13 protein-coding genes are annotated in these 16,568 nt (G+C 59.6%); 5 read left to right on the top strand and 8 right to left on the bottom strand.

Features of this window, described 5'->3' with window-relative positions:
• The first annotated feature begins 14 nt into the window (after positions 1–14).
• Positions 15–1,766: a lipid A export permease/ATP-binding protein MsbA gene (msbA, locus tag JHD62_RS03545; RefSeq protein ID WP_233160601.1), complete on the top strand. Its 1,752-nt coding sequence runs from the start codon at positions 15–17 to the stop codon at positions 1,764–1,766.
• Positions 1,767–1,848: 82 nt separating this feature from the next.
• On the opposite strand, the gene JHD62_RS03540 is transcribed toward msbA, so the two are convergent.
• From JHD62_RS03540 to JHD62_RS03505, 8 genes are all read right to left on the bottom strand, one after another.
• Positions 1,849–2,232 carry a FimV family protein gene (locus JHD62_RS03540; RefSeq protein ID WP_231588907.1) on the bottom strand — a complete coding sequence of 128 codons (384 nt, stop codon included), beginning with the start codon at positions 2,230–2,232 and terminating at the stop codon, positions 1,849–1,851.
• 120 nt (positions 2,233–2,352) lie between these two features.
• Positions 2,353–3,462, bottom strand: coding sequence for a 3-dehydroquinate synthase (gene aroB, locus JHD62_RS03535; protein WP_199101787.1), 1,110 nt, complete (start codon positions 3,460–3,462; stop codon positions 2,353–2,355).
• A gap of 3 nt (positions 3,463–3,465) precedes the next feature.
• Positions 3,466–4,008 (bottom strand): shikimate kinase AroK, encoded by a 543-nt coding sequence (gene aroK / locus JHD62_RS03530; protein ID WP_045847771.1) that lies wholly within the window; start codon positions 4,006–4,008, stop codon positions 3,466–3,468.
• Positions 4,009–4,074: 66 nt separating this feature from the next.
• Complete coding sequence (gene pilQ / locus JHD62_RS03525; protein ID WP_199101786.1) at positions 4,075–6,204, bottom strand: type IV pilus secretin PilQ; 2,130 nt, start codon at positions 6,202–6,204, stop codon at positions 4,075–4,077.
• Positions 6,204–6,725 carry a pilus assembly protein PilP gene (locus tag JHD62_RS03520; protein WP_131357471.1) on the bottom strand — a complete coding sequence of 174 codons (522 nt, stop codon included), beginning with the start codon at positions 6,723–6,725 and terminating at the stop codon, positions 6,204–6,206. The genes pilQ and JHD62_RS03520 overlap by 1 nt, the downstream gene beginning before the upstream one ends.
• A gap of 10 nt (positions 6,726–6,735) precedes the next feature.
• A complete protein-coding gene (locus JHD62_RS03515; RefSeq protein WP_045847774.1) occupies positions 6,736–7,356 on the bottom strand; it encodes a type 4a pilus biogenesis protein PilO in 621 nt (206 codons plus the stop codon).
• Positions 7,353–7,949: a PilN domain-containing protein gene (locus JHD62_RS03510; RefSeq protein WP_199101785.1), complete on the bottom strand. Its 597-nt coding sequence runs from the start codon at positions 7,947–7,949 to the stop codon at positions 7,353–7,355. The genes JHD62_RS03515 and JHD62_RS03510 overlap by 4 nt, the downstream gene beginning before the upstream one ends.
• A complete protein-coding gene (locus JHD62_RS03505; protein WP_233160600.1) occupies positions 7,949–9,010 on the bottom strand; it encodes a pilus assembly protein PilM in 1,062 nt (353 codons plus the stop codon). The genes JHD62_RS03510 and JHD62_RS03505 overlap by 1 nt, the downstream gene beginning before the upstream one ends.
• Positions 9,011–9,180: 170 nt before the next feature.
• Between JHD62_RS03505 and JHD62_RS03500 the strand changes: the two genes are divergently transcribed.
• The 4 genes from JHD62_RS03500 to JHD62_RS03485 form a co-directional block, all read left to right on the top strand.
• Positions 9,181–11,553 (top strand): penicillin-binding protein 1A, encoded by a 2,373-nt coding sequence (locus JHD62_RS03500; RefSeq protein WP_199101784.1) that lies wholly within the window; start codon positions 9,181–9,183, stop codon positions 11,551–11,553.
• 236 nt (positions 11,554–11,789) lie between these two features.
• Positions 11,790–13,049 (top strand): MdtA/MuxA family multidrug efflux RND transporter periplasmic adaptor subunit, encoded by a 1,260-nt coding sequence (locus tag JHD62_RS03495; RefSeq protein ID WP_199101783.1) that lies wholly within the window; start codon positions 11,790–11,792, stop codon positions 13,047–13,049.
• Positions 13,050–13,064: 15 nt separating this feature from the next.
• Positions 13,065–16,172: an MdtB/MuxB family multidrug efflux RND transporter permease subunit gene (locus JHD62_RS03490; protein ID WP_199101782.1), complete on the top strand. Its 3,108-nt coding sequence runs from the start codon at positions 13,065–13,067 to the stop codon at positions 16,170–16,172.
• Positions 16,169–16,568 (top strand): efflux RND transporter permease subunit (locus JHD62_RS03485; protein WP_199101781.1); only part of this gene is annotated, 400 nt, incomplete at its 3' end. The genes JHD62_RS03490 and JHD62_RS03485, both read left to right, overlap by 4 nt.

Raw genomic sequence — 16,568 nt, 5'->3', positions numbered from 1 at the left:
ATTGGACTATCAACTTGAAACATAGCTGGCCCATCTACCGACGACTGCTGGGTTACCTGGCCCAGTACTGGAAAGTATTCGCCCTGTCATTGGTCTCCATGACCATTGCCGCGCTGACCGAACCGGCGTTTGCCCGGCTGATGAAACCGCTGATTGATGGCGGCTTTGTCAACAAGGACCCAAAGGCCATTGTCTGGGTGCCGATGGCCATTGTCGGGGTATTCCTGGTGCGCGGCATCACCAGTTTCATCAACGAATACACCTCCAGCTGGCTGGCCGGGCATCTGGTACAAACCCTGCGCCAGCAAATGTTTGCCAAGATGTTGCGCCTGCCGGTGCCGTATTACGCCGACAATCAGTCCGGCCGCCTGGTGTCGCGCATCTCCTTTGATGTCAATCAGGTGACCGAAGCAGGTTTCAATGTCATCACCGTCACGGTCAAGGACGGGGTGACTGCTGTCAGCCTGCTGGCCTGGCTGCTGTATATCGACTGGCAACTGACCATCATCTGCCTGGTGGTGATGCCGGTGGTCACCGTCTGCATGCGCATGGTGGCCAAGCGTCTGCGTGGTCTGGCGCTGGAAAATCAGCAACACATGGCCGACCTGACCCAGATTCTGGGTGAAGGGGTGGATTGTCAGAAAGTCATCAAGGTTTATGGTGGCGAGGAATATGAAGAAAGCCGCTTCAATGCTGCAGCCCAGGCCATCCGCCGCAACGGGGTGAAGCAGAGCGCGGCCAGTTCGGCCAATACCGGGGTGACCCAGCTGATGATTGCCTGTGCGCTGGCCGCCATCCTGTATTTTGCCGCCTTGCGTGCCCAGCATGGATCATTCACCGCCGGTGACTTCATGTCCTTCCTCACCGCCATGATGCTGCTGTTCGCACCGGTGAAGCGGATTACCGGCATTTCCCAGGCCATGCAGCGGGGCCTGGCAGCAGCGCAAAGTGTATTCGATTTCCTGGACGAGGCGGGCGAGCCGGATCACGGTACGCGCCGTCTACCACAAACCCAGGGCCGACTGCGCTTTGATAATGTGTCTTTCCGCTATCCGAATGCCGAACGCGATGTGTTGCAGCAGGTCAGCCTGGAGGTGAATTCGGGTGAAACCGTGGCGCTGGTGGGTTCTTCCGGCAGCGGCAAAACCACGCTGGTCAGCCTGATTCCGCGTTTTTACCAGCCCTTGTCCGGGCAGATCACGCTGGATGGCATTGCATTGGATGACATTGTGCTGGCTGATCTGCGCCAGCATATCGCCATGGTGAGTCAGGATGTGGTGCTGTTCAACGACACTGTAGCCGCCAATATCGCCTATGGCGCACGCGATAACATTACCCGCGAGCAGATCATTGAAGCGGCACGTGCGGCTAATGCGCTGGAGTTCATTGAGGCGATGCCGGAAGGGCTGGATACCCAGATTGGCGAGAACGGAGTGCGCCTGTCAGGTGGCCAGCGTCAACGTCTGGCCATTGCCCGTGCACTGCTGAAAAATGCCCCATTGCTGATTCTGGACGAAGCGACCTCTGCACTGGATACCCAATCCGAACGACTGGTACAGGCCGCGTTGGAAAACCTGATGAAGAACCGTACCACCATCGTGATTGCCCACCGCCTGTCCACCATCGAGAATGCCGACCGCATCATCGTGATGCATCAGGGCAAGGTGGCGGAGCAGGGCAGTCATCAGCAGTTGATGCAGCAGGATGGTATCTACGCACGTCTGCACAGCTTGCAGTTCCGCGAGCCGGAAGCTGACGCCAGCTGAGTTTCCCCCAGCTGAATTTCCAATCGTCACAGGACAAAACAAGACAGGCTGCCCTCGGGCAGCCTGTTTCTTTGCGATGGCATCACGCCTTGGCGGCGAACAGTGGATCCTGCGGTGCCAGCAGCCGGCCATTTTCCTGAATGGTGCGCCATACCGGCTGATCCTTCACCTGGGCCTGTACATCTCGCGCCAGACGGCAGTAGGCTTTGCAGTTACCTGCCGAGGAATAGGCACGCAGCAGCGTCACCTTGATGGAAAGATTCTGTGGCTCATCTTTCATCGCCTCTTTCAGTACCCGCACTGCATCGCTGCTGCGGCCGTAAGCCAGAAACACCTCGGCCTCACCGACAGGGTCGATACCCCGCGCACGCGGTTTCTTGTAAGTTGCCTTGCGCCAGACACGGCGGGCAAGACCATAAGTACACATCAGGCCAAAACTGGCGACCAAGGCTGTTATTGCATCCACCGCGGCTTCCCTCCGAGATTCTCTCTCTGCTTGAATTATGCAGTCGATTATTCGGGGAGGCGTGCAGGGCCGCAATCCGTAAAAATCCTTAATAGGGTCAAGGTTTCCGTGGTGACGGTCTCAAACACCCTGCCGGCCCAGCGCCGGATTGATGTGCGAGGACTGGAACAGCTGCTCCAGCAGCGCGGTGGGCAGCCCGGCTTGAATCACGGCCTGCCCCAGTTGCTTGAGCAGGACAAAGCGGATGACGCCGCTTTCCACTTTCTTGTCGTGGCCCATGTGGCGCATCCATTCCTCAAGGCCGAAGTCGGGGCTCTGTACCGGTAACCCGGCAGCGGCAATCAGTGTCACCACCCGCTGGACATCTTGCGCACTCAGCCAGCCCAGTGCCTGTGACGCGGCAGCAGCCAGCACCATGCCAGCCCCGACGGCCTCGCCATGCAGCCATGCGCCATAACCCAGGCCGGCTTCGATGGCGTGGCCAAAGGTATGACCAAGATTGAGCAAGGCGCGCACGCCCTGTTCTTTTTCATCCTGGCCGACAATTTCAGCTTTCATTTCACAGGAACGGCGTACGGCGTATTGCAGCGCTGCCGGGTCGCGCGCACGCAGTTTGTCCATATTGGCTTCCAGCCAGGCGAGGAAGTCGGTATCGCCCAGCAAGCCATACTTGATGACTTCAGCAATACCGGCCGACAGTTCCCGCTCGGGCAGGGTGGCCAGCAGATCCATGTCGGCCAGCACCATGCGGGGCTGGTAGAAGGCACCAATCATGTTTTTGCCCAGCGGATGGTTGATGGCCGTCTTGCCCCCAACAGAAGAGTCAACCTGCGCCAGCAAGGTGGTGGGAATCTGGATGAAGGGCGCACCGCGCTGGTAGCAGGCGGCGGCAAAGCCGGTCATGTCGCCCACCACACCGCCACCGAGGGCAATCAGCGTGGTTTTGCGTTCGGCATTGTGGCTGAGCAGGGCGTCGAAGATCAGGTTCAGCGTCTGCCAGTTCTTGTTTGCCTCACCGTCCGGCAACACCACCGGAATGCAATGCACGCCGAGGCGTTCCAATTGTCGGGTCAGACGCTCCAGGTAGAGTGGGGCAACAACGTCGTTGGTGACGATGGCAACCTGGGGAATGGGCAGGTGCGGCAGGATCAGTTCAACCTGATCAAGCAGTCCGTGGCCAATGTGAATGGGGTAGCGGGTATCCGGCAGGGTCAGGTCTAGCGTAATCATGCGTCAGGTCTTGGCTGGAATGTTATGCAGCTGGTCGAGCAGGCGGCTGACCAGCAGGTTGACGTTCTGTTGCGAGGTATCAACCACGATGTCGGCGACTTCGCGGTACAAGGGGTCGCGCTGCTCGAGCAGACTTTGCAGTTTGGCACGCGGGTCGGCGGTTTGCAGCAGCGGGCGGTTCTTGTCGTGCATGGTGCGCGCCAGCAGGTCGTCAATGGAGGCGCGCAGGTAGATCACCACGCCATGTCTTGACAGCTCGGCCCGGTTTTCCGGACGCAGTACGGCGCCCCCACCGGTGGCCAGCACGATATTGTTCATTTTTGCCAGATCGGCAATCACGCTGCTTTCACGGTCGCGAAAGCGCAGCTCGCCTTCTATCTCGAAAATGGTGGCAACGCGAACGCCAGTGCGCGCCTCGATTTCATGATCCGAGTCGTAGAAGGTCTTGCCGGTCTTGCGTGCCAGTGCCCTGCCAACGGTGGTCTTGCCGGCACCCATCAGCCCGACAAGAAAAAAATTGCCTGCCATGTTCTCCATGGCAGGCATTGTAGCTGATGCTGGCTGGGTCTGTCTGCGCGGGCAGAGGACAAAATGCGCGCAGATGCCCAGTGTTCAGCGATTTTGCAGGTTCAGGTCTTCCACCACCTTCGGCGTGATGAATACCAGCAGCTCGGTGCGGTTGTTCTTGTCCACCTTGCTGCGGAACAGCGCGCCCAGGAAGGGGATGTCACCCAGCAGCGGTACCTTGTTGATCGTGGTATCCAGTGTTTGCTGGTAAATACCGCCAATCACCACGGTGCCGCCGTTTTCCACCATCACCTGGGTTTTCACCACCTTGGTGTCGATGGCCGGGGTGCTGTTGACAAACAAGGTGCTGCTGACGCTGTCCTTGTTGATCTGGATTTCCATCAGCACACGGTTGTCCGGTGTGATTTGCGGGGTCACTTTCAGGCTGAGGTTGGCCTTTTTGAACGATACGGATGTTGCACCGCTGGAGCTGGCTTCCTGATACGGAATTTCCGTACCCTGTTCGATGCTGGCCTCTACCCGGTCGGCAGTCATGATGCGCGGACTGGCCAGAATCTTGCCCTTGTCGGCGGTTTCCATTGCATCCAGTTCCAGGCCAATGGCGGCACGCGAACCAGCACCAAAAACGGCGCCGATGGAGTTATAGGTACCGGACAGGCCCAGGTTTACCCCGGAGGTCAGAGGGATGGTGCCAGTAGTCGTTCCGCGAGCGATATTGAAGCTGGTGGTGGCATCAGCCAGCGAGCCGCCAATACTGGTACCGCCACTGGCGCGTGCCACATTGAGTTTCACCCCCAGGCTCTTGCTCCAGTTGTCGGTGGCTTCGACGATACGTGCTTCAATCAGCACCTGCTTGACCGGAATGTCGGTCTTGGTCACCAGATCGCGGATCTTGTCGATCACGGTCTGGGTGTCGTTGATGATCAGGGTATTGGTTTTCGGGTCGATCATGAAGCTGCCACGGGCCGACAGCAGGCCGTTGCCGCCGCTATTACCCGTTGCATTGGAGCCGGCGGTGGTGGTGCTGCCATCCAGAATCTTCTTGAAGTCTTCGGCCGAACGATAGCGCAGGACAAAGGTTTCCGAGCGGATGGGCTCCAGCGCATTGAGCTGTTGCTTGCCTTCCAGAATCTGCTTGTCGCGGTTGAGCAGCTCTTCACGCGGGGCAATATTGATGATGTTGCCATTGCGGCGCTGATCCAGACCCTTGGTTTGCAGAATCAGGTCCAGCGCCTGATCCCACGGCACGTCTTTCAGGCGCAGCGTGATATTGCCGGTGACCGAGTCACTGGTGACGATGTTCAGCCCGGTGAACTCGGCAATCACCTGCAACACGGTGCGCACTTCAATGTTCTGGAAGTTGAGCGACAGCTTGTCGCCCTTGTATTGCGGCTTGCTGTTCAGCTCGTTCTTGCTGGCACTTTCCACCACGGCCTTGCGTACTTCCACCACCAGCTTGCGTTCGGTCTGGTAGGAGGAGAATTCCCAGTCACCCTGCGGTTGAATCAGTACACGGCTGTTGCGGCCCTGATTGCTGGCAATCACCTTGTCCACAGGTGTGGCAAAGTCGCTGACATCCATGCGCTTTTCCAGCGAACGCGGCAGATTGGCACCCATCACGTCCAGCACCAGGTTTTTGCCTTCACGACGGATATCAACCGGCGTGCTCTCGGTTGGCAGGTTGATTTCCACCCGGCCCTCGCCGCCACGGCCACGACGGAAGTCAAGACCCAGCGGGGTGGTGGCCACGGCAGCTTGCGCACTGGCCTGGGCGGCAGCGGAAGCGGTGCTGGCCGGCTGTTCTTGCGAAGTGGCCGACTGCTGCGGGGAAGACATGCTGTTGTTGATGCGCACCAGCAGCTTGTTGCCGGAGACGCTGGTGCTGTAGGACACGTTGTGTGCCAGGTTCAGCACCAGGCGGGAGCGGCCGTTAGCCTCAACCGCGACAGCGGACTTGACGATGGGGTTGCCCAGCTCAACCGTGTTCTTCGGCAGCTTCACCTGCGTATCGGCAAAGTCGAAGGCGACACGCGCCGGGTTGGCAATGGCGAAGCTGTTGGGCTTGCTGGCCGGCCCGTCAAAGGTGATCTGCAGCAACTGGGCATCGCCATCGGTCTGGGCGATGTCGATCGCGGTGATGGATGCTGCATGGGCAATGGAAAATGCAATGGACAGACCCAGCCCCGACAACAGTTTGATTGAATGGTTTTTCATTATTTCTGCCCTTGTTCATCCAGGTACATGCTGGTTTCGCGTTGTACCCATTCTCCGTTCAGATCTTCCACGGTCTCGGAAAGTACTAGTTCGGTATCGCTGATACGTTTGATCTGGCCGAAATTGGGGCCAATGAAATTACCCGGTTGCACGCGGTAGATACTGCCTTCCGGAGTGCGGATCAAGGCATAGGTAATATTGTTGCGCTTGAGCAAGCCGGTCATTTTCAGCTTGTCCAGATCATAGTTTTCCAGCAGTTCGCGCGGGCGCTTGAAGTCGGGCGCGTTGGCCGAGTTCTGTCGTTTTGCCATTTGCAGCTTGACCGGGTTGAACGGATCGGGCAGATCAAACGCATTGTAGGCAAACGGCTGGTAGCTCTGTGCCTGGGGCAGGGGGTCGATCTGACCGCGCAAACCCTGGCTGGCCTGCAACATCCAGGCATGCAGGTCATCGGTATTGCTGCCACTGCAGGCGGTCAGCAGCAGCGGGCACAGCAAGATGGCGTAAGTTTTTTTCAGCATGAAGTCACACTCACTTCTTCGGCGGCTGTGCCGCTGCGATGCGCTCTTCCGGCTCCAGCGACCGATAGGTCTTGGCCGTGGCTTCCATGGTCATGCGTGCAGCATCCTTGCCCTGGCCCGGAGTCAGCTTGATGTCGCCGATGGTGACAATGCGCGAGAGCTGTGCCACATCGCTGACAAAGGCGGCCAGGTCGTTGTAGCTGCCGGTCAGGCGGATGGCGATCGGCACTTCCGCCATTTCGGCAGTCTTCACCTCGCCGCTGGGGCGGAACAGGTCAAACTGCAGTCCGCGACCGATGCCGGCCTGGTTGATTTCGGTCAGCAGGGCATCCATTTCTGCCTTGGTAGGCAACTGTTTGAGCAGGGCACCGAAGGACAGCTGGATTTCTTTCAATTGCTGTTGCAGCGCTTCCAGGTTGATGGCCTGGCGCTTTTTGTCGACGAAGGTTTGCTTGAGCTGTTCTTCCTGTTGCTGGGCATTGTGCAGCTTGTCCAGCTGGTCGCTCAGCACGAAGAAATATCCCAGTCCCAAAAAGGCCACGGCGATGAAGATTGCCACGAACACCTGGGCCGGGAAGGGCCAGTTGGGCATGTCCTTGGGGTCAAGGTTGCGGAACTCGTCTAGGGTCATGGCTTGGCTCCCTGCGGTGCGACCTGGCCTTGCGGTGCGCTGGCAGCCGGGGCTGTCTGTTTGAAGGTGCTGGTCAGGCTGAACTCGCTCACGCGCTGGTTGCTGGCAGTGGAGGCTTTCACTTCCACCAGCTGTGGTTCGGTGAATACCGTGGACTGTGCCAGGGTACGCATGTAATTGGACACGCGGGCCCCGGACAGGCCATAGCCGCTAAAGCTGAAGTTGTTGCCGCTCTGGCTGAAGCTCTTCAGATAGATGCCATCCGGTGTCTGGCGAACCAGCTGGTCGAAAATGTGTACGGCATCATTACGCCCCTGTTGCAGGCGTTCCACCAGCTGTTTGCGTGTCAGCAGGTCGTCACGCTGCTTCTTGAGTGCGCCGATGTCCTTGATTTGCTGATCCAGCTTGGCAATTTCGCCTTGCAGGAACTGGTTGCGTTCTTCCTGATGCGATTCACGGGTGTCCAGAACGAAATAGCTCAGTCCGACAATCAGCAGGGCGACACCAAAGGCACTGCCCAGCAACAGCTGGAAGCGCAGGCGGTGTGCGGCTTTTTTCTGCTCGCGGTGCGGCAGGAGGTTGATGCGGATCATCAGTCAAACCTCCGCATGGCAAGTCCACATGCAATGAGCAGTGCAGGCGCATCCAGCAGCAATTCCTTCAGCCGGATCGAACTGGACTGCACCATGGAGGTGAAGGGGTTGGCAATCATGGTACTGATCTGTGTGCGGGAGGCCACGGCGTCGTCCAGTCCGGACAGCATGCTGCAGCCGCCGCCCAGGAGGATGTAGTCCACGCGCAGGTATTGCGACACGCTGACCGTGGTGTAGAAAAACTGCAGTGCGCGCTGGATTTCTTGCGCCAGTGCGTCGACAAACGGGTGCAGTAGTTCCGACTCGTAACCGTCGGGCATCGCCATGCTGCGTTTGCCGTTTTCTGCTTCGTCAAAACTGATGCCGTAGCGGCGCTGGATGTCACGGGTCAGTTGCTGGCCGCCAAACATCTGTTCGCGGTAGTAGATTTGCTGGCCGTTACGGATGACATTGCAGTGGATCTTGCTGGCACCGATATCAAACAGGGCAAAGGTCTGGTTCATGCCATGATCGGGCAGTTGCTGCTGGATCTGCTCGAAGGCCGTCATCATGGCGAAGGATTCCACATCCACCAGATGGGCGCGCAGGCCAGCCATTTCCACTACAGCCACCCGTTCTTCCACTTTTTCCTTGCGCGCGGCACACAGCAGCACTTCCAGGTCATCCAGACTGCTACTGGACGGGCCCAGCACCTGGTAATCCAGATTCACTTCATCGAGCGGAAAGGGGATGATCTGGTCGGCTTCCGACTCGATCATGCCTTCCATGTCCTCGGATTGGCTGACCGGTACCAGAAGCTTTTTGTAGATGGCCATCGAAGTGGGAATGGCGATGGCGACATTCCGGATCGGGCTGCCAAGTCGCTTCCATGCTTTGCGCAAGGTCTCGGCAATCCCTTCGATATCCACCAGATTGCCTTCGGAAACGGCTTCCTTGGGCAGGTTTTCAATCACGTAACGCTCGATCTGGAAGTTTTTGCCCGATCTGGACAGCTCTACCAGCTTGACCGAGGTAGTGCTGATATCAAGACCCAGCAGAGGAACATTCTTGGATTTCCCCAATCCAAGCTGATCCAGCCAGTCCGTACTGAACCGAAATTTGTCGGATAGCATCAGTTAAGGCCCCGAAATAGTCTAGTGCGACAGTTTTTGCACTGTCGCTGTCAATGTTTGTCTTGCTAGTTCTCACAAGACGTTATAATCCGCTTTCTTCCGAAAGCCTATTTGTAATTATGTTCAAACGACTTCTTGCGATTCTGGCCGGTTTGGTCATTGGTGGGGCCGTGCTGGCAGCCGGTGCTGCAGCCATTGCCATCATCATAACCTACCCGCGTTTGCCAAGTCTTGATGTGCTGACGGATTACCGTCCAAAAATTCCACTGCGCGTCTACTCGGCAGATGGCCAGTTGCTGGGAGAGTTCGGTGAAGAGCGCCGTTCGTTCGCCCGTATCCATGAAGTCCCGCAACTGATGAAACAAGCACTGCTGGCTGCCGAGGATGAAAGATTCTATCAGCATAGCGGCATCGACTACATGGGTGTCATGCGTGCTGCCGTCGGTAATCTGGTGTCCGGTCATGCCCGTTCCGGTGCCAGTACCATCACCATGCAGGTGGCCAAGAATTTCTTTCTTTCCAGTGAAAAGACTTTCACACGTAAGTTTAATGAAGCTTTGCTCGCTTTCAAAATCGAACATACGCTTTCCAAGGATCAGATTCTCGAGTTGTACTTCAACCAGATCTATCTTGGGCAGCGTGCTTACGGTTTTTCAGCTGCCGCACAAGCTTATTTCGGCAAGCCCATCACTGACCTGAGCGTTGCCGAAATGGCCATGCTGGCCGGCCTGCCCAAGGCACCTTCCGCCTACAACCCCATCGTCAATCCGGAGCGTGCCCACCTGCGTCAGCAGTATGTGCTGCGCCGCATGCGCGAGTTGAATTTCATTACCCAGGACCAGTATGACGCGGCCATCAAAGAGCCGCTGCATCTGGCCAGCGCCAGTGTTGACGGCAATCAGCCGGCCCTGTACGTGGCGGAAATGGTCCGTCAGGCCATGTACGAACGCTACAAGGATGCTGCCTATACCGAGGGCTACAAGGTCTACACCACGCTGGACAGCCATCACCAGCAATGGGCTTATGACGCACTGCGTGCCGGCCTGATCGATTTCGACCGCAAGCAGGGTTACCGTGCCCCGGAAAGTTATATCGATCTGGCCTCGGCAGAGGGGGAAGACCAGACCGAAGTGCTGGACGATGCACTGTCTGAAATTCGCGACAGTGGCGACATGCAGGCGGCCATCGTGCTGTCTGCCAGCCCGTCCGAAGTGCGTGCCTACCTGCGCGGCGGCAAGGTGGCGGTCATCAAGGGGCCGGGCCTGGAGTTTGCCCGCCGTGCGCTCAACCCCAAGCTGGCAGCGGATAAACAGATTCGCCGCGGTGCCGTCATCCGTGTGCGTGCCAATGACAAGGGCTACTGGGAAATCGTACAGATGCCGGATGTCGAAGGGGCATTCGTGTCGATGGACCCGCGTAGCGGTGCCATCAAGTCGCTGGTGGGCGGCTTTGACTTCAACCGTCGCAGCTTCAACCACGTGACCCAGGCCTGGCGTCAGCCGGGCTCCACCTTCAAGCCCTTTATCTATTCGGCCGGTATCGAACGCGGCGTGACGCCATCCACCATGTTCAACGATGCCCCGCTGACCGTGCCTGGTGCGCCGGGTACCGGTAATTGGGAACCGAAGAACGACGATGGCAAATTTGCCGGCCTGATTACCCTGCGCCGCGCACTGACCCAATCCAAAAACCTTGTGTCGGTACGCTTGCTGATGGCGCTGGGAACCGATTACGCCCAGCAATATATCCAGCGTTTCGGCTTCTCGCCCAAGCAGCATCCGGCCTATCTCACCATGGCGCTGGGTGCCGGTGCGGCCACGCCGCTGCAGATGGCTGAGGGCTATTCGGTGTTCTCCAATGGTGGCTACCGCATCAAGGCCTACTTCATTGACCGCATCGAGGACCAGTCCGGCCATGTACTGGCCAAGACCCAGCCTGCGGTGGCCGGCCAGAATGCCACGCAGGCCATCGACCCGCGCAATGCCTTCATCATGACTTCCATGCTCAAGGACGTGGTGCGTTACGGTACGGCAGCCAAGGCCATGAGCCTGGGGCGTATGGATCTGGCCGGCAAGACCGGTACCACCAGCGACTGGAAGGATGCCTGGTTTGTCGGCTTCAACCCCAATCTGGTGGCAGCCACCTGGGTGGGTTACGACCAGCCGCGCTCGCTGGGCCGATATGGTTATGGCGGTACCGCCGCCTTGCCGGTGTGGATGAATTACATGGCCAATGCGCTCAAGGGCGTGCCGGAAGTGGAACTGCCAGTGCCTGCCGGCATCGTGGTGAAACCGGGTGCGGGTCAGCGTGGTGGTGACGAGTACTACTACGAAGAATTCCAGAAGACCAATCCGGAACTGAAGATTGACAACCACGGCAGCATTCCGGGCGCTAACGCTTCTGATGCTGCGGCAGACGACCCTGCGGCGAAAGATCCCAACGCGCCTGCTGCCAAGGATGCCGTGGAAAACGTCAAGGAAATGCTGTTCTGAGCCAGATGGCCGTTCATCACAGCCCACTCTCACCAGAGTGGGCTTTTTCTTGCCTGTTGGTCCGTCATGTCCGCCAGGACCTGCGTGATGCCGGACGATTAACAACTATAAACAGCTTGTCGATAGGCAAGGGCAGGGCGATTCCTTATCATCTCAGCCTGTTTACTGCTTTGCATCAGGCCTGTCGATCCTGACTCCGCTGACAATTTAAGCTGGCCCTTTCCCGGAAAACCAATATGTCTGCCGCTCCTGCCAAATCCACCCATACCTTGCGCAATGTTTCCCTGTTACTGCTGGCACTGGCGGCTGGTGGCTGGTGGTGGAGCAGTCACCGCAGTGCCGCACCGGATGCAGCCGCACCCAAGCGCGGTGGCGGCCCGGTAGCCGTGGCGGTGGCCCCGGTGATGCAGCAGGATGCGCCCTTGCAGCTGGGGGCTCTCGGCACGGTGACGGCCACCAACACGGTGACGGTGCACAGCCGGGTGGATGGCCAGTTGATGGCCCTGCATTTTGAGGAGGGCCAGCTGGTACAGAAAGGCCAGCTGCTGGCCGAACTGGACCCGCGTCCCTTCCAGGCTGCGCTGACTCAGGCCGAAGGCCAGCTGATGCGCGACCAGGCACTGCTGCAAAACGCCAGGCTGGACCTCACCCGTTACCAGCAGCTGCTGGCGCAGAACTCCATTGCCAAGCAGCAGGTGGATACCCAGCAGGCGCTGGTGGCCCAGTATCAGGGTACGGTGAAGCTGGATCAGGGTGCCGTGGCTACCGCCCGGCTGCAACTGGATTACAGCCGCATCACCGCGCCCTTGTCCGGCCGTGTCGGCTTGCGGCAGGTGGACCTGGGCAATATCGTGCACTCCAGCGACAGCAACGGCGTGGTGGTGATTACCCAGACCCAACCCATCAATGTGCTGTTTGCCGTGCCGGAAACCAGCCTTGGCCAGGTGCTGGCTGCCGCGCGTGCCGCCAAGGGCAAATTGCAGGTGGAAGCCTGGGACCGTGACAACCGCCACAAGCTGGCCGATGGCGAGCTGCTGGCCATCGACAACCAGCTGAGCACCACCACCGGCACGGTGAACCTGAAGGCGCGCTTTGCCAATGCGGATGCCGTCTTGTTCCCCAACCAGTTTGTCAATGTGCACCTGCAACTGGGCGACCAGCCCGATGCAATCGTAGTCCCCAGCGTCGCCTTGCAGCAGGGCAAGGTGGGCAGCTATGTCTACACGGTGAATCCGGACCAGACCGTCAGCATCAGCAAGGTGAAAACCGGTGCGGTATCCGGTGACAACACCCTTATCGAAGAGGGCGTGAAGCCCGGTCAGAAAGTGGTGGTGGATGGCCTGGACAAGCTGCGTGAAGGTGCGCAGATCAAGGTGATCGACCGGGCCATGCAGAATGCAGCCGATGGAAATGGCAAAGGCAAGGGCCGGGGCAAGCAGCATGCCGCCAGTGGCAGCTGGGGCGGTCAGCGCCAGCACGCTTCTGCCGCCAACTAAGCGCGGGATGACGGCATGAACCCTTCACGTCCCTTTATCCTGCGGCCGGTGGCCACCACCTTGCTGATGCTGGCCATCCTGCTTACCGGCCTGGTGGCCTGGAAGCTGCTGCCGGTATCGGCCCTGCCCGAGGTGGACTATCCCACCATCCAGGTGGTGACCCAATATCCCGGAGCCAGCCCGGAAGTCATCACCTCGTCCATTACCGCGCCGCTGGAGCGCCAGTTCGGCCAGATGCCGGGCCTGACCCAGATGTCGTCCACCAGTTCCGGTGGGGCATCGGTGATTACCTTGCAGTTCAGCCTGGAATTGACGCTGGATGTGGCCGAGCAGGAAGTGCAGGCCGCCATCAATGCGGCGGGTAACCTGTTACCCAGCGACCTGCCCAATCCGCCGATCTACAGCAAGGTGAACCCGGCGGATACCCCGATTCTCACCATCGCGGTCAGCTCGGACACGCTGCCGCTGACCAAGCTGGAAGACCTGGTGGATACCCGGCTGGCGCAAAAACTGTCGCAAGTGCCGGGCGTGGGGCTGGTCAGCCTCAGCGGTGGCCAGCGGCCTGCGGTGCGCATCCAGAGCAACCCCAAGGCACTGGCCGCGCGTGGCCTGACGCTGGAGGACATCCGCACCGCCATCAGCAATGCCAATGTGAACCAGGCCAAGGGCAGTTTTGACGGCCCGCAGCAAGCCTCCACCGTGGATGGCAACGACCAGCTGAAGTCGGCCGAGGAATACCAGAATGTCATCATCGCTTACCAGAACGGCGCAGCGGTGCGCCTGAGGGACGTGGCCAAGGTCGTTGATGCGGCAGAAAACATGCGGCTGGCAGCCTGGGCTGGTACGACGCCGTCCATCATCCTGAATGTACAGCGCCAGCCGGGGGCCAATGTCATCCAGGTGACCGACCGCATCAAGGCCTTGCTGCCGCAACTGCAATCCACCTTGCCCGGCGCGGTGGATGTGAAGGTGCTGAGCGACCGCACCGTCACCATCCGTGCCTCGGTGGAGGATGTCGAGTTTGAACTCATGCTGGCCATCGGCCTGGTGGTGATGGTGATTTTCGTGTTCCTGCGCAATGTGCCGGCCACCATCATTCCCGCCGTGGCGGTGCCGCTGTCGCTGGTGGGCACGTTTGGCGTGATGTACCTCACCGGCTTTTCCATCAACAACCTCACCCTGATGGCGCTGACCATTGCCACCGGCTTTGTGGTGGATGATGCCATCGTGATGATCGAAAACATCGCCCGCTACATCGAGGAAGGCGAAAAACCGATGGCTGCGGCGCTGAAGGGCTCGCAGCAGATTGGCTTCACCATCATCTCGCTCACCTTCTCGCTGATTGCGGTGCTGATTCCGCTGCTGTTCATGGGCGATGTGGTGGGGCGGCTGTTCCGCGAGTTTGCCATCACGCTGGCGGTGTCCATCCTGATTTCGGCTTTCATTTCGCTGACGCTGACGCCGATGATGTGCGCGCGCCTGCTCAAGCATGTGCCGGAAGAAAAACAGGGCCGCTTCTACCATGCCAGCGGGGCCTTCTTCGACCGCATCATTGCCCGTTACGGCCAGATGCTGGGCTGGGTGCTGGAGCGGCAAAAGCTCACCCTACTGGTGGCACTGGGCACCTTGCTGCTGACCGTGCTGCTGTATGTGGCGGTGCCCAAGGGCTTTTTCCCCTTGCAGGACACCGGTGCCATCATGGGCAGCAGCGAGGCAGCGCAAAGCATTTCCTTCAGCGCCATGGCGCTGAAGCAGGAACAACTGGCCCAGGCCTTGCTGAAAGACCCGGCGGTGGACAGCCTGTCGTCCTTTATCGGGGTGGATGGCAATAATGCCTCGCTCAACAGCGGCCGCCTGCAAATCAACCTCAAGCCCAAGGGCGAGCGCGATGATATCCGCACCGTGCTGGCCCGCCTGCAACAAAGTGCCGCCAGCGTGCCGGGCATGTCGCTGTATTTGCAGCCGGTACAGGATTTGTCCATCGACACCCGTATCAGCCGCACCCAGTACCAGTTCACCCTGCAGGCCACCAATCCGGACGAGCTGTCGCAATGGGTGCCCAAGCTGGTGCACAAGCTGAACCAGTTGCCGCAACTGGCGGATGTGGCCAGCGACTTGCAGGACAAGGGCCTGCAAGCCTATGTGAACATCAACCGTGATACCGCCGCCCGGCTGGGCGTCACCACCGCAGCTATCGACAATGCGCTGTACGACGCCTTTGGCCAGCGGCTGATTTCCACCATCTTCACCCAGACCAACCAGTACCGCGTGGTGCTGGAAGTGGACGCGCAGAACCAGCAAGGCCCGCTGTCGCTGAAGGGCATCTACGTGCCCACCGCCAGTGGTGGACCAGTACCGCTGGATACGGTGGCCAGCATCGAGCAGCGCCCGACCGCGCTCACCATCAACCATCTGGGGCAATTCCCCACCACCACCATCTCGTTCAACCTGGCCAAGGGTGCGGCACTGGGCCCTGCGGTGGAGGCCATCCGTCAGGCTGAAGCCGAACTGGGCATGCCGGCCAGCCTGGATACCAGATTCCAGGGCGCGGCGCTGGCCTTCCAGGCTTCGCTCAGCAACACGCTGTGGCTGATCCTGGCGGCCATCATCACCATGTATATCGTGCTGGGGGTGCTGTACGAGAGCTATATCCACCCCATCACCATCCTGTCGACGTTACCCTCGGCCGGTATCGGTGCCTTGCTGGCCTTGCTGGTGTCCGGCAACGACCTGTCGGTGATTGCCATCATCGGCATCATCCTGCTGATCGGCATCGTCAAGAAAAACGCCATCATGATGATCGACTTTGCGCTGGAGGCCGAGCGCGAGCAGGGCATGAGCCCGCGTGACGCCATCTACCAGGCCTGTTTGCTGCGCTTCCGTCCCATCCTGATGACCACCATGGCGGCGCTGCTGGGCGCGCTGCCGCTGATGCTGGGCAGCGGCATGGGTTCCGAATTGCGCTCGCCGCTGGGTGTCACCATGGTGGGCGGGCTGCTGGTCAGCCAGGTGCTGACGCTGTTTACCACCCCGGTGATTTACCTGGCCTTCGACCGGCTGGCACGACGCTGGCGGCGTCCTGACCATGCCGCTGACGATGACAAGGCAGAGGCCGAGGCATGATTCCGTCCGCGCCCTTCATCCGGCGGCCCATTGCCACCACGTTGCTGACGCTGGCCATCCTGCTGGCGGGCTTTCTGGCCTTCAAGCTGCTGCCGGTGTCGCCCTTGCCGCAGGTGGATTTTCCCACCATCTCGGTCAGCGCCAAGCTGCCCGGTGCCAGCCCGGAAACCATGGCGTCCACCGTGGCCACCCCGCTGGAACGGGCGCTGGGGCGCATTGCCGGAGTGACGGAAATCACCTCGTCCAGCTCGCTGGCCTCCACCCGCATTACCTTGCAGTTTGACCTCAACCGCGACATCAACGGTGCCGCGCGCGATGTACAGGCCGCCATCAATGCTGCGCGTTCGTTGCTGCCCACCGGCATGCCGTCCAACCCCACCTACCGCAAGGTGAACC

The sequence above is a fragment of the Aquitalea sp. ASV11 genome (assembly GCF_016429185.1).
Lineage (GTDB): Bacteria > Pseudomonadota > Gammaproteobacteria > Burkholderiales > Chromobacteriaceae > Aquitalea > Aquitalea pelogenes.
Note: the sequence above shows the minus strand (reverse complement) of the source record. Positions and strands in the feature narration are given on the sequence as shown.